Raw genomic sequence first — 23703 nt, 5'->3', positions numbered from 1 at the left:
GTAATCAGGCGGCACGCGCGGGCAGCGCGCGCAGCACGGCGCGCACGGGGCTCGCGTCGAGCGTCGCGAACTTCAGCGGCAGTGCGATCAGTTCGTAGTCGCCGGGCGGCACGTCGTCGAGCACGATGCCTTCGAGGATCGCCATCCGGTGGGCGCGCACGCGGTGATGCGCATCCATCGTCTTCGATTCCTGCGGGTCGAGCGACGGCGTATCGATGCCGATCAGCGTCACGCCGTGCGCGGCGAGCAGGTCGACCGTTTCGGGCGCGACCGCGCAGAAATTGCTGTCCCACTGCTCGACGCTGGCGCGCGCACAGGTGCGCAGCAGCACGCGCGGCGGCACGCCGTCGAGTGCGTGCGCGACATCGGCCGGCTGCACGACCGGCGACGCGCCGATGCAATGGATCACGCGGCACGGGCCGAGATAGGTGTCGAGCGGCACGGCGCCGATCGGCGCGCCGTCGGCGTCGTAGTGCAGCGGCGCGTCGCAGTGCGCGCCCGTGTGCGGCGACAGCGTCAGGCGCGCGACGTTGACCGGCGAGCCGGCCTCCATCCGCCACACGCGTTCGACGGAAACCGGCGTATCGCCCGGCCACACGGGGGTGGCGGGGCTGACGGGCGGCGAGATGTCCCAGAGGGTGTCCATGGCATGACGATTCGGTGACTCGATCCTTCGAATGATAGGTGGACGCTCGCAGAAAGTGCTTGCGAAATAAACATGGACAATCCGCCGGATTGGCAGATAATTCGACTCAGAGGGAAAACGGGGACCAAAAATGCACGCGATCACGCTCGATGCCACCGACTGCCGGATTCTGGCGGTCCTGCAGGAAGAGGGCAGAATCAGCAATCTCGACCTGGCGGAACGCATTTCGCTTTCGCCATCCGCCTGCCTGCGCCGCATGCGCCTGCTCGAAGAGCAGGGCGTGATCGAGCACTATCGCGCGTGCCTGAGCCGCGAGAAGCTCGGCTTCGAGCTCGAGGCGTTCGTGCAGGTATCGATGCGCAACGAAGAGAATCAATGGCACGAGCGTTTCGCGGAAGCGCTGCGCGAATGGCCGGAGGTGGTCGGCGCGTTCGTCGTGACGGGCGAGAGCCACTATCTGCTGCGCGTGCTCGCGCACAACCTCAAGCACTATTCGGATTTCGTGCTGAACCGGCTCTACAAGGCGCCGGGCGTGATGGACATCCGTTCGAACATCGTGCTGCAGACGCTGAAGGACGAAGCCGGCGCGCCGGTCGGGCTGGCGCGCACGGGGGCGATCAAAGCGGTGTGAGGCCGTGGAAGCCGCCGCCGTGGAACACGAGCGGCGGTGTCGTGTCCGATACCGCGCGCACGCCGCAGCGCTCCACTTCACCGACGAAGATCACGTGGTCACCCTCGTCGTAGCGGCTGCGGTTGTGGCATTCGAACCATGCGAGCGCGCCGTCGAGCACGGGCATCCCCGAATTGCCGGCCGCATGCGCGATCCCCTCGAAGCGGTCGCCCTTGTAGGTCGAGAAGCGCTTGCACAGGTCGAGCTGCGATGCCGCGAGCACGTTCACCACGTAATGGCTGTTGCCGCGGAACACCGGCGTCGACGCCGATTTGTGCGCGAGGCTCCACAGCACGAGCGGCGGATCGAGCGAAACCGAGTTGAACGAGCTGGCCGTGATGCCGATCAGCTGGCCGGACGGCGCGCGCGTCGTGATCACCGTCACGCCCGTCGCGAACTGGCCGAGCGCCTGCCGGAAGGCGGCCGAGTCGAAATCCGGCGGATTGGCGTGGCTCATCATCGCGCGGCCATCCGGAACGAGACGGGCCGACGCGGCGCGACGCGGGTGGAGCGGGCACGGCGGACGAAAGGCGACAAGGCGGTCGAAGGAGAAGGGATGCGCATGGCCCGATTTTAGCGGAATCGGCGCCGCCGGGCCCGGCCGGACGGCGCATCGCGGGGGCAGGGTGAGGTAGCGAACACTGTCGCGCGGGGCCGGATGCGTCGCGTAGACGCCGCCGGCAGGGCCGTTCCGCCACGCGTCCACCACCCATTTCGTGCGCCGCCGCCGCTTCGTCCGGCGCCGCCGCCGCTTCGTCCGGCGCCGCCGCGCCGCATCTGCCGACGATCCCCCGCGCTATCGCGACGCCGCCAGTCCGAGCGACAGCGCACCCGTCACGATCAGGCTCGACGCCCATACCGCGTCGAGATTGAACCAGCTCCGCGCGACGAACTTCAGCCCGAGATAGCGATAGACGAGCCACGCGAGCCCGCCGCCGGCGGCGATCATCGCAACCGCATGCACGGCCGCGACGACGAGCGCCATCCCGAGGTGCGTATCGACGAGCGCGGCCGCCGCGCGATGGCCGGCATCACGGTCGAGCCCGCAGAGCCCCAGGTAGATCGGCACCAGCATCAGCCCCGCGCCATGCGCGATCGCGACCGCGAACGACCACAGGCCGAGCCGCGCGGGCGGAATGCGCGCGAGCGCACGCGGATGCCGGCGCCGGATCAGCAGCACGGCGCCGAAGCCGATCACGAGCGCGCTCGCGCCGATCCGGATTGCCGTCTGCCACGCGAGCAGCGCGGCGAGCAGCCCGAACGGCAGCATCACCGTGAACACCGCGAGCGCATGGCCGAGCGCGAGATAGCCGAGCGCCGCGACGAGCGCGCCGCCGCGGCGCGTCATCAATGCGTTCGACACCGCGAGCGGCCAGCCCATCGCGGGGTTGAGCCCGTGATACACGCCGCTCGCGAGTACGGCCGCCCACAGCGCGACCTGGGCATGAAGGCCGGTGTTCACCGCTTGACCGACGGATAGCAGAACGAGTCGGTCGAGCAGTCGCCGCCTTCGAGCCGGATCTGGTGCGCGCGATAGCCGTCGGGAAACTCGACCCAGTAATCGTCGGCGAGCGTCAGCCCGCCCTCCGGCCCCACGTGCGCGAGCACCTGCGCGGCCGGCACGCCGTCCGGATAGAACTGGTCGTCCCACGTGGAATACAGCGAGTTGGTCCAGTACACGCGCTTGCCGTCGCGGCTGATCTCGACCATCTGCGGGCCGCCTGCGAACGGGCGGCCGTTCGAGTGCGGCGTCCGGCGCGCGATGCCGCCGATGCGCACCGATCCCGCGAGTACCGGGTTGTGCGGGTCGGACACGTCGTACTGGCGCATTTCGCCCGTGCCCCAGCACGACACGTACAGGAAGCGGTCGTCGAGCGACAGGTCGATGTCGGTCACGAGCGGCGGTACCGCGCCGAATCCCTGGAGCAGCGGCGGCAGCTCGTCGGCCGTGGCCGGCTCGGCCGGGATCGTCGCGGTTTTCTTCACATGGAACCGGCCGTCTTCGCGCCACCAGGTCCAGATCGAGCCTTCGAGATTGGTCGTATCGACCACGACGCCGACGAACCCGTATTCGCGCACCGGATCGTGCGCGGGGCGCACTTCGAGCGCCATCTGGTGCTGCGCGCCGAGGTCGATCGTCTGCACGTTGCGCCGCGCGCGCAAATCCCAGAAATGCAGCCGGTGCCCGTATTTGTTCGCGAGCAGGTCCTCGGGCACGATGCCGTTCTCGAATTGCGGCGGCAGCGCCCATTCGCTCGACACCATGTAGTCGCGCGGCAGGTTCCACCAGAAGTCGTAATGCTTGTCCTGCGGGCCGCGGTCGATCTCCCAGCGGCCGAGCACGTCGAAGGTCTCGCAATCCATGATGAAGATGCCGGGCGCGCCGTCGGTGCCGTCCTTGCCCGCGCCGCCGAGCGTGCTCACGTAGATGCCCTCGGGCCCGCAATGCACGGTGTGCGGCCGCGAATAGCCGGTCTTCGCGAAGATCTCGTCGGGCTCGACGATCTTGTGGATGCGTGCCTGCGTCGGATGCGGCTTCGTGTCGATCACGTAGATGCGCGACGAGCGCAGGCCGGGAATGATGAGGAAGCGGCGTTCGAGGAACGCATGGCCGGTCAGCGGCGACAGCGACGACGAGCACGCATTCCAGCCGAAGTGATGAAACTCGTCGCCGGTGTTCGGCATCGTCACCGTATGCACGATTTTTCCGTAGGTCGGCGAGCCGGGCTTCACGTCGATCACGGCGAGCGCGTCGGGTCTGGAAAAATCGGGGCTCAACAACAACGTATAGGCAAATTCCTCCGCCGGCGCCTGCATCGCAAGCTCGGGCGAAGCGTGAAACGTCGGGTCAGGCCGCATGCTCATGGTGATGCCCTCTCGATGGTGTCGGATCGTGGCGGCACGGCCGTTCGTTGCGGGCGTACCGTCCGTGGTTGCCGCGCGGCGCGCAGTGCGCCGGCGGGCGCGATCGGCAGGCGGACGCACGCGTCTGCAACGCGTGCGGCGCCGTGCGTCAGATCGCGAAAGCGGTCAAACGCGATGCGCCGGGTCGCTGCGCGCGGGGGGCGACGGATGCACGGCGGCGGGGCGGCGCGATCGAAGCGGCGGCCCGCGATGCAGCGGCTGCAGCGCGGGTCAGGCGGATGCAGTATGTTAAGGCATGCATATCGATGCTCCGGCAGAGAGTGTTTGCATCAGGGGTGGGCATGCAGCGGGCGCGTTGCGCGAGACGGCGGGTTCACCGCCGTGCTCATGCGTGCCTAAGTGTAGACGAGAAAGCGGCGGCCGGTCGCGCGCGGCGCCTGTACAAGCTGTCAGGTTCGCGCGCGAGTGAGATACTTGCCGACGTGCCGTTGCGGCCCGTTCCGGGGTCGCCCGCGGCGAGACGCAAGGGTGGCGCCGGCGCATGCGTGCCGGCGGTCGACATCAACGAGGGACTGAATTCATGGTGAACGAGATGCTTGAAACCGCGACGTTGGGAGGCGGGTGTTTCTGGTGCACGGAGGCGGTGTTTCTCGACGTCGACGGCGTGACGGCCGTCCAGTCGGGCTACGCGGGCGGCCATATGCGCAATCCCGGCTATCGCGACATCTGCGAGGGCGACACGGGTCACGCGGAAGTCGTCAACGTGACGTTCGATCCGGCGCGCATCGGCTATCGCGAGATCCTCGAGATCTTCTTCGCGACGCACGATCCGACCCAGTTGAACCGGCAGGGCAACGACGTCGGCACGCAATACCGTTCGGTCGTGTTCACGCACTCGGACGCGCAGCGCGACACGGCGCTCGACGTGATCCGCGAGCTGGAGCGCGAGCAGGTGTTCGGGCAGCCGATCGTCACGCAGGTCGTGCCGCTCGACGACAACTACTGGCCGGCCGAGGACTATCATCAGAACTATTACGCGCGCAACCCGGGGCAGGGCTATTGCTCGGTCGTGATCGGGCCGAAGCTCGCGAAATTCCGCCAGAAGTTCTCGCACCGGCTGAAGTCGCTGCGCGGCGCGTGAGCGCCTGACCGGCCGCACCGCGCGTTACGCCGCCTCGTTGCGCCACTGCGCGCACACGGCGGCGATTTCGCGCGCGAGCGCGATGCACGACAGCGGCGCGGAGCCTTCCGCCTTGTTGTTGATCGTGATGATCACCGGCTGCCCGGCCAGCGCATAGCGCGCGGCCAGTTCGGCGAGCGCCGAGCGCGTGGCGGGATCCTCGTCGACGAGCTTGTCGAACGGCTCGTATTTCGCTTTCGCCTGCTCATACTTGAACCCGCCGTGCAGGCTCCAGCGCACGATCAGCGGGCCCGGCGCGTCGCCGTCGAGCAGCGCGAGCGCGGCCGCCTGGCGCAGCGGGTCGGGCATCCGCGCATGCAGGCCGACGCAGTAGCGCACGCCGAGTGCGGCGAGCGCGCGGATGAAGCGCGGCGTGAGCAGGCTCGCGTCGCGAATCTCGATCGCATAGCGGGGGCCGTCGGCTTCCGGCGGCAACGGCGGCAGCGCCGCGAAGAACGCGGCGAGCCGGTCGATCAGTGCGGCCGGTTGCGCGAGCAGTTGATCGGGCAGCGGCGAGAACTGGAACACGAGCACGCCGGCTTTCCGGCCGAGCCCTTCGACGCACGGCTGCACGAATTCGCGGGTGGCGAGATCCGCGTCGAGGAAGGTCGGATTCGGCCCCGACGGTTCGCCGCGCCGGCCGCGGATGACCGCGTCGGTCACGGCGGCCGGCGCCTTCACGACGAAGCGGAAATCGTCGGGGACCTGCTGCGCGTAGCGCAGGTAGTCGGCCACCGACAGCGGGCCGTAGAACGACCGGTCGAGGCTCACGCTCTTCAGCAGCGGATGCGCGCCATACGCTTCGAGCCCTTCGCGCGAGAGTTTCGTCTGCGCGAAGTCGCCGTCGTAGACGATGCCGTCCCAGCCGGGGAAATACCACGACGACGTGCCGAGCCGGACGTTCGGCGGCAGTGCGGCCGCTGCATCGGCCACGTCGGGCGCGATCGGTGCGGGCAGCACGCCGCGCCGGCGCCGGCCTTTCTTCGGCGGCCCGGCGGGCGGCGGCGGTTCGTCCCACAGCAGCCCGGACGCGGCGGCCGGTGTTTCGTCGGAAGAACGCGAGCGGGCGCGCGGTGCCGGTGGCGCGCCGTCGCGCGTATCCGGTATCACCGCGTCGCCGCTATCGGCAGGCGGGCCGTCGTCGGGCGACGTGCGTGCGGCATCGGCCGGCACGCCGAACAGGTCGAATTGCCCGTCGGCGTGCGGCGCGTCGTCGTCGTGCTGTCGTTCCGGCGGCGCCTTGCGCCGCGTGCTGCCGTCACCCATGCATGCCCAGCGTGAAGCGCTGCCTAGCGCGGCAGCGTGTGTTCGTACATATAGCGCCGCGACCACGGCAGCGATTTCGCGCTCTGCCCGGCCTTGCGGCACACGATCTGGAAGATCGACACGTCGTCGTGCTCGAACGCATACGCGCAGCCGGCGAGATACACGCGCCAGATGCGGAATTTTTCGTCGTCGACGAGTTGTCGCGCGGCGTCGGCCTTCGCTTCGAAGTTTTCCGTCCAGATGTCGAGCGTGCGCGCATAGTGCCGCCGCAGGCTTTCGACGTCAATCGCTTCGAGTCCGCCGCGCTGCGCGGCTTCCAGCGCGAGGCTGATGTGCGGCAGCTCGCCGTCCGGGAACACGTAGCGGTCGATGAACTCGCCGCCGCCGAGCGCCGTCTCGCCGCTTTCCGCATCGGTCGACGTGATCCCGTGGTTCATCGCGATGCCGTCGTCGGTGAGGAGGTCGTGGATGCGCGAGAAATAGAGCGGCAGGTTCTTGCGCCCGACGTGCTCGAACATCCCGACGCTCGTGATGCGATCGAACTGGCCGTCGATCTCGCGATAGTCCTGCAGCCGGATCTCGATCCGGTCCTCGAGCCCGGCGGCTTTCACGCGCGCGGTCGCGAGGTCGAACTGGTTCTGCGACAGCGTGACGCCCAGGCACTGCGCGCCGAACTTCTGCGCGGCGCGCAGCACGAGCGCGCCCCAGCCGCAGCCGATGTCGAGCAGGCGCTGGCCGGGCTCGAGCCGAATCTTCGTCAGGATGTGGTCGATCTTCTTGATCTGCGCGGTGGCGAGATCCTCGTCGCCGTTCTCGAAATACGCGCACGAGTACACCATGTTCTCGTCGAGCCACAGCTGGTAGAACTCGTTCGAGACGTCGTAGTGATACTGGATCGCCTTCTTGTCGGTGCTCTTAGTGTGATTGAAGTAGCGCTTCACGCGCGCCAGCTTGCTCGCGCTCGTGACCGTGCTGCGCGCGAGCGAGTAGCCGATGTTGATGATGTCCGACAGTTTGCCTTCGATGTCGATCTTGCCCTTCACGTACGCCTCGCCGAGATTGTCGAGGCTCGGTTCGAGCAGCAGCGGCAACGCGGACGCGCTGTTCACTTTCAGCGTGACCTGCGGCGCGCTGAAGGTGCCGAAATCGAGTTGGTCGCCGTTCCACAGCACGAGGCGCGCCGGTATGTTCGCTTTGGCCCGTACCTCGTCCGCCCACTGTGCCAGCTTCTTTTCCCAGAACATTTGGATTCTCCGTTTGTTCGTTGAATCGAATACAGCCAAGTATCTTGACCGGCGCCCGCCGCTTGCGAAGCGGGCGCCCGGATGCAACACGAGACACGACCGGCGTGCGCCGGCGCCGCGCTTACGGCGACAGGCGCGAGATCGACCAGCCCGACGCCGCCGCGGCGTCGCGCGTGTAGAGCAGGCGGTCGTGCAGCCGCGACGGGCGGCCCTGCCAGAACTCGATCGAATCGGGCACGACGCGGTAGCCGCCCCAGTGCGGCGGGCGCGGCGGGTCGTCGCCGTAGCGTTCGCTGACGGCCTTTTCCTGCGCTTCGAGCGTGGCGCGGCTGTCGATCACGGCGCTCTGCTCGGACGCCCATGCGCCGATGCGCGAGCCGAGCGGGCGCGACGCGAAATAGCGGTCGCTTTCCTCGGCGCTGGTTTTCTCGATCCGGCCTTCGATGCGCACCTGGCGCTCGAGCTCGATCCAGTAGAACAGCAACGCGGCCTGCGGGTGCGCGGCAAGATCGCGCCCCTTGCGGCTTTCGTAATTGGTGAAGAAGACGAACCCGCGATCGTCGACGCCCTTGACGAGCACGATGCGTGCCGACGGCCGGCCGTCGGCGCCGACGGTCGCGAGCGTCATCGTGTTCGGCTCGGGCAGCTTGGCGGCGAGCGCCTCCTTGAACCAGCGGTCGAACTGGACGAACGGGTCGGGGGCGGCATCGGCTTCGTCGAGCGAAGCACGTGAGTAATTGATGCGGAGATCGGCGAGAGTCGTCATGTTATGCAAACGCTTCAATCGGGAACCATTGTAGCGAACGCGCGAGAAACGTGCGTGCACAGTGGCGCGTGCGAGCGGGGAGTTCAGGCAGAATAGAGGGCTGCACGACTTACGTTTTCCTTGCTGCCATGGCCGCTGCCGACACCGCCCCGCTCAGTTCCTCTGATCTTACCCCGACCCCGGAAATCCGGCTTGACGTGGATCGCGCGCGGCGTTTCGGCGGCGTCGCGCGGCTGTACGGCGCGCCGGCCGCCGCCGCGTTCGAGCGCGCGCACATTGCGGTGATCGGGATCGGCGGCGTCGGGTCGTGGGTGGCCGAGGCGCTCGCGCGCAACGCAGTCGGCACGCTGACGCTGATCGATCTCGACAACGTTGCGGAAAGCAATACGAACCGGCAGATCCACGCGCTCGACGGCAATTTCGGCAAGCCGAAGGTCGATGCGATGGCCGAGCGGATCGCGCTGATCGATCCCGCATGCCGCGTGAACCGGGTCGAGGATTTCGTCGAGCCCGACAACTTCGACGCGCTGCTCGGCGGCGGTTTCGACTACGTGATCGATGCGATCGACAGCGTGCGCACGAAGGTCGCGCTGATCGCGTGGTGCGTCGCGAAGCGCCAGCCGCTCGTCGTGGTCGGCGGCGCGGGCGGCCAGCTCGACCCGACGCGCATCCGCATCGACGATCTCGCGCTGACGATCCAGGACCCGCTGCTGTCGAAGGTGCGCGCGCAGCTGCGCAAGCAGCACGGTTTTCCACGCGGGCCGAAGGCGCGTTTCAAGGTCAGCGCCGTGTATTCGGACGAGCCGTTGATCTATCCGGAAGCCGCCGCGTGCGATATCGAGGACGGCGCCGAGCCGTCCGCGGCCGCGCACGTCGCCGGGCTCAACTGCGCGGGCTTCGGTTCGAGCGTGTGCGTGACCGCGAGCTTCGGCTTCGCGGCCGCCGCCCATGCGCTGCGCGCGATCGCCGCGCAGGCCGCGGGCTGAGCGCGGTACGCACGAGCGTTGCCCGATGCCGCGGCGCGTGACGCGCGCCGCCGTATCGCATGCCGGGCGATCCCGCAGCCGGGCCATTGCGGCCCGGCCGGCCCCGCGTCAGTTCAGTTGAGCGCCATGCTCAGCTTGCGTCGCCATCCGGCGACGAGGTCCGGTCGATCGCCGGCCAGCTCGAACACCGAGAGCATCGTGCGACGGCCGAGATCGTCGCCGTACGCGCGATCGCGCGTGACGATTTCCAGCAACTGCTCCAGCGCCCCTTCATATGCACGCCGCGCGATCAGGCTCTGCGCCAGATCGAAACGCGCGTCGAGATCGGCCGGGTTGGCCGCGATGCGTGCTTCGAGCGCATCGGTCGGCGGCAGGTCGGCCGTGGCTTCGAGTGCGTCGAAACGGGTCTTGATCGCCTGGTAGCGCGGGTCGCCGCTCTGCACGGTTTGCGGCGACAGGCGCTCGGTCTCCGCGCGTGCGGCGTCGACCTGGTTGCTCGCGAGCAGCAGTTCGATCAGGTCGAGGCGGGCGTCGTCGAAGCCGGGGTTCAGCGCGAGTGCCGCCTCGAGATGCGTGAGCGCGTCGTCGAAGCGCTGCTCGGCCATCGCGACTTGCGCGGCACGCCGCTCGGCTTCCTCGGGCGCCGGCAGCAGCCGGTCGAGGAACGCGCGCAACTGACCTTCGGGCAGCACGCCGACGAACTGGTCGACGGGGCGCCCGTCGGCGAACGCGATCACGTGCGGGATGCTGCGCGTCTGGAAATGCGCGGCGAGTTCCTGGTTCTCGTCGACGTTGACCTTCACGAGCTTCCAGCGGCCTGCGTAGTCGGCTTCGAGCTTTTCCAGCAGCGGGCCGAGCGTCTTGCAGGGGCCGCACCACGGCGCCCAGAAGTCGACCAGCACGGGAGCGTCCAGCGACGCCTCGATCACGTCTTTCTCGAATGTGGCAAGCGTGGTGTCCATGTCGTTCTCTTCGGTTCGAATGTCGTCAGGATGGGGGCGGCGCGCCTCTTTTTCAACGCGGCTTCGATTCCGGCAGCGGAATCCACTCGGTCTCGCCCGGTACCTTGCCCATTTCCTGGCGCGTCCATGCTGCCTTCGCGCGCTCGATCGCGTCGCGGCTGCTGGCGACGAAATTCCACTCGATGAAGCGCTCGCCGTCGATCCTGTCGCCGCCGAGCAGCATCGCGCGCGCGCCGCTGCCGCTCGTCAGCGTGACGGCCGCGCCGGGCGCGAGCACGGCCATCTGTTCGGCCGGCACCGGCGTGCCGTCGATCGCGAGCGCGCCGTCGACCACGTAGACCGCGCGTTCCTCGTGCGACGCGTCGAGTTCGAGACGGCCGCCGGCCGCGAATTCGGCCGCGACGTACAGCGTGCGCGAGAACGTCGTGACCGGCGAGCGCAGCCCGAACGCATCGCCGGCGATCACCGTCAGCGACACGCCGTCGTCCGTGCGCTTGGGCAGCGTATCGGCCGCATGGTGCTCGAACGACGGCTCGGTCGTCTCGTGCGCGCGCGGCAGCGCGACCCAGGTCTGGATGCCGTGCACGGTGTGGCCGTTCTCGCGCTGCGCGTCGGGCGTGCGTTCGGAATGGACGATCCCGCGGCCGGCCGTCATCCAGTTCACGTCGCCCGGCACGATCTCCTGCCGCGAGCCGAGGCTGTCGCGGTGCAGGATCGCGCCGTCGAACAGGTAGGTGACCGTGGCGAGGCCGATATGCGGATGCGGGCGCACGTCGAGCCCCGTGCCGGGCGGCAGCGTGGCGGGCCCCATGTGATCGAAGAAGATGAACGGGCCGACGAGGCGGGCGGCGAGCGCCGGCAGCGTGCGGCGCACCTGCAGGTTGCCGATGTCGCGTACGTGCGGCTTCAGCAGGGCTTTGATCGAATCGGTCATGGCGGAACCTGTAGGCGGCGGGGGATGCCGGTCATTGTACTGGCCGGCCGCCGATTCCATGCGCGCCGCGCGGGTATCGGGCCGGGTGCCGAAACCCGGTAGACTGACGGGCTTCGCTGGACGCCGCCGGGCTGGCGCGGGTTTTGCGTCCCGAAGCCGAAGGCCGCACCGTCGGGGAGGGCCGCCTCGGGGAGCCCGGCGCGACGCGACAGCGCGCGAGCGCATCTTGCACAACGATTCGACAATCGAGGAGACGCCGATGATGGCCCCGAAGGACTTGCTGCTGGCGCTGGTCGTGATCCTGGCGTGGGGCGTGAACTTCGTCGTGATCAAGGTCGGCCTGCACGGCATGCCGCCGATGCTGCTCGGTGCGCTGCGCTTCACGGTTGCCGCCGTGCCCGCGGTGTTCTTCGTGCGCCGGCCGCAGATTCCGTGGCGCCTGCTGGTGCTGTACGGCGCGACGATCCAGCTCGGCCAGTTCGCGTTCCTGTTCACCGGCATGTACGTCGGGATGCCGGCCGGTCTCGCGTCGCTCGTGCTGCAGTCGCAGGCGTTCTTCACGCTCGTGTTCGCGATGCTGTTCCTCGGCGAGCGGCTGCGCGTACAGAACCTGCTCGGGCTCGCGATCGCCGCGGGCGGGCTCGTCGTGATCGCCGCGCAGGGCGGCCGCGCGATGACGCTCGCGGGCTTCCTGCTGACGATCTGCTCGGCCGCGATGTGGGCGTTCGGCAACATCGTCACGAAGAAGGTCGGCAAGGCGAACCTCGTGTCGCTCGTCGTGTGGGCGAGCCTCGTGCCGCCGGTGCCGTTCTTCCTGCTGTCGTTGTGGTTCGAGGGGCCGCAGCGGATCGCGACCGCGCTCGCGGGATTGAACGGCGCGTCGATCTTCGCGGTCGTCTATCTCGCGTTCGTCGCGACGCTCGTCGGCTACGGGCTGTGGAGCCGCCTGCTGTCGCGCTATCCGGCCGCGCAGGTCGCTCAGTTCTCGCTGCTGGTGCCGATCGTCGGCCTCGCATCGTCGGCGTTGCTGCTCGACGAGCACCTGACGCACCTGCAATTGATCGGCACCGCGCTCGTGATGGGCGGGCTCGCGGTGAACGTGTTCGGCGGGAAACTGCTGAGCCGCTTCGCGGCATCGTGACGCGCCGGCACGCGCTGCGTGCCGGCGGCGGGGCGCCCGGGTACGGCCGTCAGGCCATCCGGTTCTTCGCGAGCGGCGGATTCGCGGCGAAATAGCGCTTGATGCCGCGGAAGATCGCGTCGGCCATCTGGTCGCGATAGCTGTCGTCGTTCAGCCGTCTTTCTTCGTCCGGGTTGCTGATGAAGGCCGTCTCGACGAGGATCGACGGAATGTCCGGCGCCTTCAGCACCGCGAACCCGGCCTGCTCGACCGAGCCCTTGTGCAGCTTGTTGATGCCGCCCACTTCCTTCAGCACGTAGTTGCCGTAGCGCAGCGAATCGCGGATCTGCGCGGTCGTCGACATGTCGAACAGCGCGCGGCTCACGGCCGCGTCCTGCGTCTTGATGTTGATGCCGCCGATCAGGTCCGACGAATTCTCCTTGTTCGCGAGCCAGCGCGCGGCGGCGCTCGACGCGCCGTGATCGGACAGCGCGAACACCGACGAGCCGCGTGCGGACGGCGTCGTGAACGCGTCGGCGTGGATCGACACGAACAGGTCGGCGCCCACGCGGCGCGCCTTCTGCACGCGCACGTTCAGCGGCACGAAGAAGTCGGCGTCGCGCGTCATCATCGCGCGCATGTTCGGCGCGCCATCGATCTTCGCGCGCAGCTTCTTCGCGATGTCGAGCGCGATGTGCTTCTCGTAGGTGCCGCCGCCGCCGATCGCGCCCGGGTCCTCGCCGCCGTGGCCCGGATCGATCGCCACCGTCAGCAGGCGGACCGTGCCGCCCTTGCCGGATTTCGGGGCGGTGAACTTGTAGGTGTCGCCTTCGTCGTCGTCGCTGTCGTCGCGGCGCGCGATGACGGGCGGCGGCTTGACGGCCGGCTTCGCGGGCGTCGACGGCGTGCCGCCGGACGGCGGCGTGTGCGGCGTGGCCGGGGTGTTCTGCGCGAAGCGCTGGAAGAACGCGTCGCTGTTGTCGTTCGCGGCGGGCGGCGGCGTGCCGGGGCCGGCCAGCGTCGACGGCGGCTGCATCTGCTGCGCGCGCGCGCTGTCGTTGAGCGCCTGCTCCTTGCGCTCCGTCTGCGCGATCAGGTCGGACAGCGGATCGGGCGCGACGGCCGGATACAGGTCGAACACGAGCCGGTACTTGTAGGTGCCGACCGGCGGCAGCGTGAACACCTGCGGCTTCACCGAGCCTTTCAGGTCGAACACCATCCGCACGACGTGCGGCTGATACTGGCCGACGCGCACCGACTGGATCTGCGGATCGTTCGGCGCGATCTTCGACACGAGGTCGCGCAGCGCCTGGTCGAGATCGAGGCCGCTCAGGTCGACGACGAGACGGTCGGGACCCTGCAGCAGCTGTTGGCTATTCTGCAGCGGCTGGTCGGATTCGATCGTGACGCGCGTGTAATCGCGGGCGGGCCACACGCGCACGCCGAGCACCGACGATGCGTGCGCGAGCCGCGGCGCGACGAGGCCGAGCACCAGCGTCGACGCGCCCGCGCACAGGATCTGGCGGCGCCGCCAGTTGTGCGTCGCGGTGGCCGCCGATTCGATCGAGCGGAACGGTTTGATCAACATCTTTCGAGACATGCCTTTCCTGAAGCGCTGTACGCCCGGACGGTGAGGGCGCGGCCGTCGCCATCCACGTCGAGCGAGAAAACCAGATCGGGTACGCCGAGCAGCATGCCCGCCTGTTGCGGCCATTCGACGAGACAGATCGCGCTGGAATTGAAATATTCGCGAAAGCCTGCGTCGGACCATTCGGCCGGATCGTTGAAACGATACAGATCGAAGTGATAGACCTCGAGTTCCCCATCGTCGCGCTCGAGCGCGTACGGCTCGACGAGCGTGTAGGTCGGACTGCGCACGCGCCCCGTGTGGCCGAGGCCGCGCAGGATCGCCCGGACGACGGACGTCTTGCCCGCGCCGAGATCGCCGACCAGCTGGATCTGCAGCCCGTCGAACGCATGCGCGCGGGTGAGCGCGATGCGCGCCTCGTCGAGCGCGTGCGCGAAGCGGGTGCCGAAGGCCTCGGTCGCCGCTTCGTCCGCGAGCGCGATCACGCGCTGCTCGAGCGGGGCGGGCAACGTGGCGGCGTGAGGCGGTTGGCTGGACGTGGCTGGCATTCTCGTAAAATAGTGCGATGAACCGATTACCGGAACTCGCCGCATCCGACAGGCCTTCGACTCGTGCCGAAGGCGCGGCACCGTGTGCGCTCGACGATGCGGCGTTGACTGCGCTCGCCGCACGCATCAGGGCGTGGGGGCATGAATTGGGTTTCGGGGCGATCGGCATCAGCGATACCGATCTCTCGGATGCCGAAGCAGGCCTCGCCGCCTGGCTGGAAGCCGGATACCACGGCGAAATGGATTATATGGCCAAACATGGGATGAAACGCGCGCGGCCGGCCGAACTTGTGGCCGGTACGCGACGCGTGATCTCAGCGCGGCTCGCCTATCTGCCGGCCGAAACGCTCGCTGCCGACGCGCGCGACGGCGCGCCCGGTGCGCTCGCGCCGCACGACTGGCGCGCGCGCGAACGGGCCCGGCTCGACGATCCGCAGGCGGCCGTCGTGTCGATCTACGCACGCGGCCGCGACTATCACAAGGTGCTGCGCAACCGGCTGCAGACGCTCGCCGAGCGCATCGAGCAGGAGATCGGCGCGTTCGGCTATCGCGTGTTCACCGATTCGGCGCCGGTGCTCGAGGTCGAGCTCGCGCAAAAGGCCGGCGTCGGCTGGCGCGGCAAGCACACGCTGCTGCTGCAGCGCGACGCGGGTTCGCTGTTCTTCCTCGGCGAGATCTACGTCGACGTGCCGCTGCCGACCGATGCGCACACGTCGCCCGACACCGCGCCCGAGACGCCCGGCGCGCACTGCGGCAGCTGCACGCGCTGCATCGACGCATGCCCGACCGGCGCGATCGTCGAACCGTACCGCGTCGACGCGCGCCGCTGCATCTCGTACCTGACGATCGAACTGAAAGGCAGCATCCCCGAGCCGCTGCGGCCGATGATCGGCAATCGCGTGTACGGCTGCGACGACTGCCAGCTCGTGTGCCCGTGGAACAAGTTCGCGCAGGCCGCGCCCGTCGCCGATTTCGACGTGCGCCACGGCCTCGATCGCGCGACGCTCGTCGAGCTGTTCGCGTGGGATGCGCACGCATTCGATACGCGGATGCAGGGCAGTGCGATCCGCCGCATCGGCTACGAAAGCTGGCTGCGCAATCTCGCGGTCGGGCTCGGCAATGCGCTGCGCGCGGGGCCCGACCGGCTCGCGCCGCAGGCGCGCGACGCGATCGTCGCCGCGTTGCGCGCGCGGGCCGACGATCCGTCGCCGGTCGTGCGCGAGCATGTCGAATGGGCGCTGCGTGCCGCATGAAGGCGGCGTACAGTGTCGTCGGCGCGGCGGTGCCGCGCGCATCCATCGGTCAGGAGAGGGCCATGTTCAATGCAGTCATCGACGCACCGTTCGGCAAGGTCGGCATCCGGACCGATGCCGCGGTGGTGCGCGAGATCGTCTATCTGCCCGAGTCGATCAGGTCGGTCGATCCGGACTCGCCGCTCGCGAAGCGCGCGGTCGAGCAGATCGAACGTTATTTCGCGCGTGCGTCGGCGCGCTTCGACCTGCCGCTCGCCGACGTCGGCAGCGCGTTCCAGCATCGCGTGTGGGACGTGATCAGCGATATTCCGCCCGGCACGGTGCTGACCTACGGGCAGGTCGCGAAGCGGATCGGCAGCGCGCCGCGCGCGGTCGGCCAGGCGTGCGGTGCGAACTACTTCCCGCTCGTGATCCCGTGCCATCGCGTCGTCGCGGCGGGCGGCCTCGGCGGCTTCGCGAACCACGACGACAACGGGTATTACCAGAAAGTGAAGCGCTGGCTGCTGGCGCACGAAGGCGTGCCGTACTGATGAGTGAATCGATGATTTCCGCTGACGCCTGCGGCGATGCCGCAGTGGCGTCCCCCGCGCTGCTTGCGAGCCGCGCATCGATCGACGTGTTTTGCGATGCGCTGTGGCTCGAGCACGGGCTCGCACGCAACACGCTCGACGCGTACCGGCGCGATCTGGTGCTGTTTTCGCAGTGGCTGGCGGCGACGCACGAGGCGTCGCTCGACTCGGCCGACGAGGCGATGGTGACGGGCTACATCGCCGCGCGCAGCGACGGCAAGGCGACGTCGTCGAACCGGCGGCTGTCCGTGTTCCGGCGCTATTACGGCTGGGCCGTGCGCGAGCATCGCGCGAGCGCCGATCCGACGCTGCGCATCACGTCCGCGAAACAGGCCGCCCGGTTTCCGTCGACGCTGTCGGAGGCACAGGTCGAGGCGCTGCTCGGCGCGCCCGACATCGGCACGCCGCTCGGCCTGCGCGATCGCACGATGCTCGAGCTGATGTACGCGAGCGGGCTGCGCGTGAGCGAGCTCGTGACGCTGAAGACGGTTGAAGTCGGCCTGAATGAAGGCGTCGTGCGCGTGATGGGCAAGGGCTCGAAGGAGCGGCTCGTGCCGTTCGGCGAAGTCGCGCACGGCTGGATCGAACGCTACCTGCGCGATGCGCGGCCCGCGCTGCTCGGCGCGCGCGCGGCCGACGCGCTGTTCGTGACCGCGCGCGGCGACGGGATGACGCGCCAGCAGTTCTGGAACATCATCAAGCGCCATGCGCAGCACGCGGACGTGCGCGCACACCTGTCGCCGCATACGCTGCGGCACGCGTTCGCGACGCACCTGCTGAACCACGGCGCCGACCTGCGCGTCGTGCAGCTGCTGCTCGGCCACAGCGACATTTCGACCACGCAGATCTATACGCACGTCGCGCGCGAGCGGTTGAAGACGCTGCACGCGCAGCACCATCCGCGCGGTTAGCGCACGGCGCGCATGCATTCGCGCGGCACGGCACCTGCTTCAATGCGTGCGCCATGCCCGACGCATGCGGCCGGCCGACGTCAGACCAGCTCGCGCAGCTTGTGCTTCAGCACCTTGCCCGTCGACGCGGCGGGCAGCGCGTCGAGCACGCGGATGTGCGCGGGGCGTTTGTAAGGCGCGAGCCGTTGCGCGCACCACGCATGCAAGGCCGCTTCGTCGGCGCTCGCGCCGGGCACCCGCTCGACGAACGCGAGCACTTCCTCGTTGCCTTCGACCGCGCGGCCGATGACGGCCGACTGCACGACGTCCGGATGCGCGTTCAGCACCTGTTCGACTTCGACCGGATAGACGTTGAAGCCCGACCGGATGATCAGCTCCTTGCTGCGGCCCGCGATCGTCACGGCGCCGTCCGCGTCCTGCCGCGCGAGATCGCCGGTGCTCAGCCAGCCGTCCGGCGACACGGCCGCGTGCGTGGCGTCCGCGTTGCGGTAGTAGCCGAGCATCACGTTCGGGCCGCGCACGCGGATCTCGCCGACTTCGCCCGGCGGCACGTCGGTGCCGTCCGGCGCGACGATCCGCATCTCCACACCGGGAATCGGCACGCCGACCGAGCTGTCGGTGCGCGGCGCGTCGAGCGGCGTCTGCGTGATCGTCGGGCTGCTTTCGGTCATCCCGTAACCGTTGTGCAGCGGCACGCCGTACAGGCGCTCGACGCGCGCCTTCAGGTTCGCGTCGAGCGGCGAGCCGCCCGAATACGCGAAGCGCAGGCGCGGGGCGCGCCATGCATGGCCCTGCGTATGCAGGTGTTCGAGCAGCTTCGCGTGCATCGCGGGCACGCCCTGGAAGATCGTCACGCCTTCGTCGGCGAGCGCGACGCGCACGGCTTCCGGCGAGAAACGCGGCGCGAGCCGCAGCGTCGCGCCCGCGTAGAGGCTGCCGAGGCAAACCGACGCGAGCCCGTACACGTGCGACACGGGCAGCACCGTGTAGACGACGTCGTCGGGCGACACGCGGCGCAGCGTGCTCGACGTCGCCGCGATGAACAGCAGGTTGCGGTGCGACAGCATCACGCCTTTCGGCGTGCCGGTGGTGCCGGTCGTGTAGATCAGCGCCGCGCATTGTTCGGCGCCGTCGGCGGCGACCGGTTCGGCGGGGGCGCTCGCGTCGACGCGATACGACCATGCGCCGATGTCGACCGGCAGCGCGCCGGCGGGCGTGGCGCCGAGCCGCGCGGCGTGCGCGCGCGCGTCGGGCGACGCATCCGTGGTGAACGCGATCAGCTTCGGACGCGCGTGCGCGGCGATCGCGTCGAGCTCGCCGGCCGACAGCCGCGCGTTCGACACGAGCGCCCACGCGTCGACGCGGGCCGCCGCGAACAGCAGCACGATCTGCGCGACGCAATTTTCGGCGACGATCATCACGCGGTCGCCGCCTTGCACGCCGAGGCTCGCGAGCGTCACGGCCGCCGCATTGACGGCCTGCGCCAGCTCGCCGTACGACAGGCGGCGCGCGTCCTCGATCAGCGCCGGATGCGCGGGCGCCTGCGCGGCCCGGCGCGCGGGCACGTCGGCGATGCGCTGCGGCAGCGCGGCGAGCAGCGCACCGACGTCGAGCGGCTCGGAGGAACGGACGGACGAGGACATGGCGTCTCCAGAAAAGGGGCGGGCGGCTGACGAGATTGGCGAACGATCGTGCCATGACGGCGCGTGGCCCACAATCGGCCATTCGGGCAATAGCGCTTCGCGATGTCCGCAATGATGATGGACGGCATCGTTGCGGCGACGCAGCAGGGCGCCCGGCGGAGGGCCGCCCCGCGGAAAACGGGCCGCGAGTATACCGCCGGCGCAGGCGCGCGCGTCGTCGCCCGCTTGCCGGTCGTTCGCCCTTAAAATGCCGCCATGAGCAAATCCAGGCATGTGTCCGAAACCCCCGCGACCCAGCTGCTGCGCCGCCACGGTGTCGCGTTCGGCGAGCACCCGTACGATTACGTCGAGCACGGCGGCACCGGCGAGTCGGCGCGCCAGCTCGGCGTCGACGAGCACAGCGTCGTGAAGACGCTCGTGATGGAAGACGAGCACGCGAAGCCGCTGATCGTGCTGATGCACGGCGATCGCACCGTATCGACGAAGAACCTCGCGCGGCAGATCGGCGCGAAGCGCGTCGAGCCGTGCAAGCCCGAGGTCGCGAACCGCCATTCGGGCTATCTCGTCGGCGGCACGTCGCCGTTCGGCACGCGCAAGACGATGCCCGTCTACGTCGAGGCGACGATCCTCGAACTGCCGACGATCTACCTGAACGGCGGCCGTCGCGGCTACCTCGTCAGCCTCGCGCCGGCGGTGCTCACGTCGCTGCTCGGCGCACAGGCCGTACAGTGCGCGAGCGTCGACTGAGGGTTTCACCTTCGTGGCAGGCCGCGCGCGTTCGGTAGAATGGGCGCCGTTTCGGCGTGCCGCGCGCAGCCGTCCCTTTACCGATACGTTGAAAGAAGAGTCCTCCGCATGCAGATCCTGCTCGCCGCCCTCGTTGCCTATCTGATCGGTTCGGTGTCGTTCGCCGTCGTCGTCAGCGGTGCGATGGGCCTGGCCGACCCGCGTTCGTACGGGTCGAAGAATCCCGGCGCGACCAACGTGCTGCGCAGCGGCAACAAGAAGGCCGCGATCCTCACGCTCGTCGGCGACGCGTTCAAGGGCTGGATCGCCGTCTGGCTTGCCCGGCACTTCGGGCTGCCCGACGTCGCGGTCGCGTGGGTCGCGATCGCCGTGTTCCTCGGCCACCTGTATCCGGTGTTCTTCCGCTTCCAGGGCGGCAAGGGCGTCGCGACCGCGGCCGGCGTGCTGCTCGCCGTGCATCCGGTGCTCGGGCTCGCGACCGCACTGACCTGGCTGATCGTCGCGTTCTTCTTCCGCTATTCGTCGCTCGCGGCGCTGGTGGCAGCCGTGTTCGCGCCGGTGTTCGACGTGTTCCTGTTCGGCACGGGCCACAACCCGGTCGCGTGGGCCGTGCTCGCGATGAGCGTGCTGCTCGTGTGGCGTCACCGCGGCAACATTTCGAAGCTGCTGGCGGGGCAGGAAAGCCGGATCGGCGACAAGAAGAAGGCGGCCGCTGACGGCGGCGCGCAGGACGGCGGGAAAGCCTGAGAAAGCGCGGCGCTTGCCGCGTACCGGGCGCGCCGCATGTGCGGGGCCCGGCGGCATGACGTGACGGATCGTGCGGCGATCAGTCGCGGAAGTTGTTGAAGTCGAGCGGCGTGTCGGTCACGTCCTTGCGCAGCATCGCGATCACGCTCTGCAGGTCGTCGCGCTTCGTGCCGGCCACGCGCACCGCGTCGCCCTGGATGCTTGCCTGCACCTTGATCTTGCTGTCCTTCACGAGCCGCACGATCTTCTTCGCGAGGTCGCCCGTCACGCCTTTCTTCACGGTGACGATCTGCTTGACCTTGTCGCCGCCGATCTTCTCGACCTTGCCGTAGTCGAGGAAGCGCACGTCGACGTTGCGCTTGGCCAGCTTGCCGATCAGCACGTCCTTGACCTGGCCGAGCTTGAAATCGTCGTCGGCGAACAGCGTCAGCTCGCGCTCCTTCTGCTCGACGCGCGCGTCGGAGCCCTTGAAGTCGAAGCGCGTCGAAATTTCCTTGTTCGACTGCTCGATGGCATTCTTCACTTCGATCATGTTCGCTTCGGAAACGACGTCGAACGATGGCATGGCATTCCTCCCTTGAGATGCGGGCACCCGGCTCGCGCGCGGGCACTCGCTATAATTGCGGACTGTTTGCCATTTTACCGATGCCCCTCCGTTTGCCCAAGGCCGGCCATGCGCCGCCCGGGTGGACGTGACCGCGAATGCCGATGCCCCCTGACGATTCCGCCCTGTCGCTGCTCCCCGACCATCCGCTCGCCGCGCACAACACGTTCGGCATCGCCGCGACCGCGCGCTTGGCCGCGCGCATCACGCATGCGTCGCAGTTCGAGGCGCTCCACCGCGATCCGCGCGTCGCGAACCTGCCGTCGCTCGTGCTCGGCGGCGGCAGCAACGTCGTGTTCACGCGCGATTTCGACGGCATCGTGCTGCTCGACGAGATCGCGGGCCGCCGCGTCGTGCGCGAAGACGACGATGCGTGGTACGTCGAGGCTGGCGGCGGCGAGAACTGGCACGCATTCGTCGCATGGACGCTCGAGCACGGGATGGCGGGCCTCGAGAACCTCGCGCTGATCCCGGGCACGGTCGGCGCCGCGCCGATCCAGAACATCGGCGCATACGGCCTCGAGATGAAGGCGTATTTCGACTCGCTGGTCGCGGTGGAACTGGCGACGGGGCGCAGCGAGCGCTTCGACGCCGCGCGCTGCGCGTTCGGCTACCGCGACAGCTTCTTCAAACGGGAAGGGCGCGGCCGGTTCGCGATCGTGGCGGTGACGTTCCGGCTACCGAAGCAATGGACGCCGCGGCTCGGCTACGCGGACGTCACGCGCGAGCTCGACGCGCGCGGCATCGCGCCCGACGCGGCCGCGCCGCGCGACGTGTTCGACGCGGTCGTCGCGATCCGCCGCGCGAAGCTGCCCGACCCGCTCGTGCTCGGCAACGCGGGCAGTTTCTTCAAGAATCCGGTGATCGATGCCGCGCAGTTCGATGCGCTGCGCGCCCGCGCGCCCGAGGTCGTGTCGTATCCGCAGCCGGACGGGCAGGTCAAGCTCGCGGCCGGCTGGCTGATCGACCGCTGCGGCTGGAAGGGGCGCGCGCTGGGCGCGGCGGCCGTGCACGACCGCCAGGCGCTCGTGCTCGTCAATCGCGGCGGCGCGACGGGCGCCGACGTGCTGGCGCTGGCGCGGGCGATCCAGCACGACGTGTTCGCGAAATTCGGCGTCGAGCTCGAGCCCGAACCGGTCTGCCTGTAACGCGGGCGCCTTCGCGTCGCTTTCCGCGCGCCCAAACGGAAAGCGCCGATCGACGACGATCGGCGCTTTTTTATGCGGATGCGTTCCGGCGCGTCAGTGCTTGAGGCGGCCGAGCAGCAGGAACTCCATCAGCGCCTTCTGCACGTGCAGGCGGTTTTCCGCTTCGTCCCACACGACGCTCTGCGGGCCGTCGATCACGCCGGCCGTCACTTCCTCGCCGCGGTGCGCGGGCAGGCAGTGCATGAAAAGGGCGTCGGGGTTCGCGTGGCCCATCATTTCCTCGTCGACGCACCAGTCGGCGAACGCCTGCTTGCGCGCCTCGTTCTCGGCCTCGAAGCCCATGCTGGTCCACACGTCGGTGGTGACGAGATCGGCGCCCTTGCATGCTTCGTTCGGATCGTCGAACACCTCGTAGAACGGCGCGCTGCCGGGCGATACGAGCTTCATGTCGAGCGCGTAGCCGGGCGGCGTGGACAGGCGCAACTTGAAGCCGAGGATCTGCGCGGCTTCGATCCACGTGTACAGCATGTTGTTCGCATCGCCGACCCACGCAACCGTCTTGCCGGCGATCGGGCCGCGGTGCTCGTAGTACGTGAAGATGTCGGCGAGCACCTGGCACGGGTGGTATTCGTTCGTCAGCCCGTTGATCACCGGCACGCGGGAGTTCTCCGCGAAACGCGTGATGACCTCCTGCTCGAACGTGCGGATCATGATGATGTCGACCATGCGCGAGATGACCTGCGCGGAATCCTCGACGGGTTCGCCGCGGCCGAGCTGCGTGTCGCGCGTGCTCATGAAGACGGCGTGACCGCCGAGCTGGAAGATCCCGGCCTCGAACGACAGGCGCGTGCGCGTCGAGCTCTTCTCGAAGATCATCGCGAGCGTGCGGTCGTGCAGCGGGTGATAGGTCTCGTAGTTCTTGAACTTGCGCTTCAGGATACCCGTGCGTTCGAGCACGTACTCGTAGTCTTCCAGCGAGAAATCCTTGAACTGCAGGTAGTGACGAATGGTTTTGGCGGTCATGAAACGAAATACGGCGGGTCTCACCCGGCAGCGAAGCCGGACGGCGCCGCCGTCGGGTGTGGATAACTCAAAGCAGCATAAAGGATTTTCTGTGCTTTGACGAGCCGGGGAGCGAAGCGGGGCACGATCGCCGCGCGCGGCGCACGGCGCGGGAGAAGGGGCGTCGGGGCGACGCGCAATGGCGCGCTGCGGTATAATTCGAAAGTTTTCTCCAGCCCGGCAGGCAAGCCGCTTCGCGCTCTGCCGGACACAAGCCGTGCGCTGCACAAATCCGGTGCAGTCC

Annotated in this window: 24 protein-coding genes; 10 read left to right on the top strand and 14 right to left on the bottom strand. The window is 68.7% G+C overall.

Features of this window, described 5'->3' with window-relative positions:
• Positions 1-4: 4 nt before the first annotated feature.
• Positions 5-646 carry an arylformamidase gene (gene kynB / locus WJ16_RS13235; RefSeq protein WP_069257434.1) on the bottom strand — a complete coding sequence of 214 codons (642 nt, stop codon included), beginning with the start codon at positions 644-646 and terminating at the stop codon, positions 5-7.
• 130 nt (positions 647-776) lie between these two features.
• On the opposite strand from kynB, the gene WJ16_RS13230 reads away from it, so the two are divergent.
• A complete protein-coding gene (locus WJ16_RS13230) occupies positions 777-1277 on the top strand; it encodes an Lrp/AsnC family transcriptional regulator (protein WP_006477992.1) in 501 nt (166 codons plus the stop codon).
• Here the strand turns inward: WJ16_RS13230 and WJ16_RS13225 are convergent.
• The 3 genes from WJ16_RS13225 to WJ16_RS13215 form a co-directional block, all read right to left on the bottom strand.
• A complete protein-coding gene (locus tag WJ16_RS13225) occupies positions 1264-1773 on the bottom strand; it encodes a flavin reductase family protein (protein ID WP_069258058.1) in 510 nt (169 codons plus the stop codon). The two genes, WJ16_RS13230 and WJ16_RS13225, sit on opposite strands and share 14 nt — an antisense overlap.
• A 339-nt stretch (positions 1774-2112) precedes the next feature.
• Positions 2113-2778, bottom strand: coding sequence for a hypothetical protein (locus WJ16_RS13220; RefSeq protein ID WP_069257433.1), 666 nt, complete (start codon positions 2776-2778; stop codon positions 2113-2115).
• Positions 2775-4181 (bottom strand): selenium-binding protein SBP56-related protein, encoded by a 1407-nt coding sequence (locus WJ16_RS13215; protein WP_069257432.1) that lies wholly within the window; start codon positions 4179-4181, stop codon positions 2775-2777. The genes WJ16_RS13220 and WJ16_RS13215 overlap by 4 nt, the downstream gene beginning before the upstream one ends.
• A gap of 580 nt (positions 4182-4761) precedes the next feature.
• Here WJ16_RS13215 and msrA point away from each other — a divergent pair.
• Positions 4762-5322 (top strand): peptide-methionine (S)-S-oxide reductase MsrA, encoded by a 561-nt coding sequence (msrA, locus tag WJ16_RS13210; protein ID WP_069257431.1) that lies wholly within the window; start codon positions 4762-4764, stop codon positions 5320-5322.
• Between the two features lie 24 nt (positions 5323-5346).
• Here the strand turns inward: msrA and WJ16_RS13205 are convergent, their stop codons facing one another.
• The 3 genes from WJ16_RS13205 to pdxH all read right to left on the bottom strand — a co-directional run bounded on the left by WJ16_RS13205 (position 5347) and on the right by pdxH (position 8637).
• Positions 5347-6627, bottom strand: coding sequence for a DUF72 domain-containing protein (locus tag WJ16_RS13205; protein WP_069257430.1), 1281 nt, complete (start codon positions 6625-6627; stop codon positions 5347-5349).
• Positions 6628-6650: 23 nt separating this feature from the next.
• Positions 6651-7871, bottom strand: coding sequence for an SAM-dependent methyltransferase (locus WJ16_RS13200; RefSeq protein WP_069257429.1), 1221 nt, complete (start codon positions 7869-7871; stop codon positions 6651-6653).
• 121 nt (positions 7872-7992) lie between these two features.
• Entirely contained in the window at positions 7993-8637 is a 645-nt protein-coding gene (pdxH, locus tag WJ16_RS13195) for a pyridoxamine 5'-phosphate oxidase (protein WP_069257428.1), read from the bottom strand.
• Positions 8638-8765: 128 nt separating this feature from the next.
• Here pdxH and tcdA point away from each other — a divergent pair, with 128 nt between their 5' ends.
• Positions 8766-9623 (top strand): tRNA cyclic N6-threonylcarbamoyladenosine(37) synthase TcdA, encoded by an 858-nt coding sequence (gene tcdA, locus WJ16_RS13190; RefSeq protein WP_069257427.1) that lies wholly within the window; start codon positions 8766-8768, stop codon positions 9621-9623.
• A 113-nt stretch (positions 9624-9736) separates the two neighbouring features.
• On the opposite strand, the gene trxA is transcribed toward tcdA, so the two are convergent.
• A complete protein-coding gene (gene trxA / locus WJ16_RS13185; RefSeq protein ID WP_069257426.1) occupies positions 9737-10585 on the bottom strand; it encodes a thioredoxin in 849 nt (282 codons plus the stop codon).
• A 52-nt stretch (positions 10586-10637) separates the two neighbouring features.
• Positions 10638-11519 (bottom strand): pirin family protein, encoded by an 882-nt coding sequence (locus tag WJ16_RS13180; RefSeq protein ID WP_069257425.1) that lies wholly within the window; start codon positions 11517-11519, stop codon positions 10638-10640.
• Between the two features lie 262 nt (positions 11520-11781).
• On the opposite strand from WJ16_RS13180, the gene WJ16_RS13175 reads away from it, so the two are divergent.
• Positions 11782-12660, top strand: a complete 879-nt coding sequence (locus tag WJ16_RS13175; protein ID WP_174920626.1) for an EamA family transporter — start codon at positions 11782-11784, stop codon at positions 12658-12660.
• 49 nt (positions 12661-12709) lie between these two features.
• Here the strand turns inward: WJ16_RS13175 and WJ16_RS13170 are convergent, their stop codons facing one another.
• Positions 12710-14239 carry an N-acetylmuramoyl-L-alanine amidase gene (locus tag WJ16_RS13170; RefSeq protein ID WP_069257424.1) on the bottom strand — a complete coding sequence of 510 codons (1530 nt, stop codon included), beginning with the start codon at positions 14237-14239 and terminating at the stop codon, positions 12710-12712.
• Positions 14221-14775, bottom strand: a complete 555-nt coding sequence (gene tsaE, locus WJ16_RS13165) for a tRNA (adenosine(37)-N6)-threonylcarbamoyltransferase complex ATPase subunit type 1 TsaE (RefSeq protein WP_069257423.1) — start codon at positions 14773-14775, stop codon at positions 14221-14223. The genes WJ16_RS13170 and tsaE overlap by 19 nt, the downstream gene beginning before the upstream one ends.
• Before the next feature lie 17 nt (positions 14776-14792).
• Here tsaE and queG point away from each other — a divergent pair, with 17 nt between their 5' ends.
• From queG to xerD, 3 genes are all read left to right on the top strand, one after another.
• Positions 14793-16028: a tRNA epoxyqueuosine(34) reductase QueG gene (queG, locus tag WJ16_RS13160; protein WP_069257422.1), complete on the top strand. Its 1236-nt coding sequence runs from the start codon at positions 14793-14795 to the stop codon at positions 16026-16028.
• A gap of 62 nt (positions 16029-16090) precedes the next feature.
• Positions 16091-16558, top strand: coding sequence for a methylated-DNA--[protein]-cysteine S-methyltransferase (locus WJ16_RS13155; RefSeq protein WP_069258056.1), 468 nt, complete (start codon positions 16091-16093; stop codon positions 16556-16558).
• Positions 16558-17508 carry a site-specific tyrosine recombinase XerD gene (gene xerD / locus WJ16_RS13150; RefSeq protein WP_069257421.1) on the top strand — a complete coding sequence of 317 codons (951 nt, stop codon included), beginning with the start codon at positions 16558-16560 and terminating at the stop codon, positions 17506-17508. Before WJ16_RS13155 ends, xerD begins: the two co-directional genes overlap by 1 nt.
• 80 nt (positions 17509-17588) lie before the next feature.
• Here xerD and WJ16_RS13145 read toward each other — a convergent pair whose 3' ends face one another.
• Complete coding sequence (locus tag WJ16_RS13145; RefSeq protein ID WP_069257420.1) at positions 17589-19151, bottom strand: class I adenylate-forming enzyme family protein; 1563 nt, start codon at positions 19149-19151, stop codon at positions 17589-17591.
• 255 nt (positions 19152-19406) lie between these two features.
• On the opposite strand from WJ16_RS13145, the gene ybaK reads away from it, so the two are divergent.
• Both ybaK and plsY read left to right on the top strand, forming a co-directional pair.
• The gene (ybaK, locus tag WJ16_RS13140; protein WP_069257419.1) at positions 19407-19898 is read left to right on the top strand and encodes a Cys-tRNA(Pro) deacylase; all 492 of its coding nucleotides are present in this window, start codon (positions 19407-19409) and stop codon (positions 19896-19898) included.
• A 108-nt stretch (positions 19899-20006) separates the two neighbouring features.
• Positions 20007-20645: a glycerol-3-phosphate 1-O-acyltransferase PlsY gene (plsY, locus tag WJ16_RS13135; protein WP_059484351.1), complete on the top strand. Its 639-nt coding sequence runs from the start codon at positions 20007-20009 to the stop codon at positions 20643-20645.
• 79 nt (positions 20646-20724) lie between these two features.
• Here plsY and WJ16_RS13130 read toward each other — a convergent pair whose 3' ends face one another.
• Positions 20725-21210, bottom strand: a complete 486-nt coding sequence (locus tag WJ16_RS13130) for a YajQ family cyclic di-GMP-binding protein (RefSeq protein ID WP_011885818.1) — start codon at positions 21208-21210, stop codon at positions 20725-20727.
• Between the two features lie 137 nt (positions 21211-21347).
• Here WJ16_RS13130 and murB point away from each other — a divergent pair, with 137 nt between their 5' ends.
• Entirely contained in the window at positions 21348-22397 is a 1050-nt protein-coding gene (gene murB / locus WJ16_RS13125; protein ID WP_069257418.1) for a UDP-N-acetylmuramate dehydrogenase, read from the top strand.
• A 93-nt stretch (positions 22398-22490) separates the two neighbouring features.
• Here the strand turns inward: murB and argF are convergent, their stop codons facing one another.
• Positions 22491-23420, bottom strand: a complete 930-nt coding sequence (gene argF / locus WJ16_RS13120) for an ornithine carbamoyltransferase (protein WP_069257417.1) — start codon at positions 23418-23420, stop codon at positions 22491-22493.
• Positions 23421-23703: the final 283 nt, after the last annotated feature.

Origin of the sequence: Burkholderia metallica (assembly GCF_001718555.1) — a bacterium.
GTDB lineage: Bacteria > Pseudomonadota > Gammaproteobacteria > Burkholderiales > Burkholderiaceae > Burkholderia > Burkholderia metallica.
Note: the sequence above shows the minus strand (reverse complement) of the source record. Positions and strands in the feature narration are given on the sequence as shown.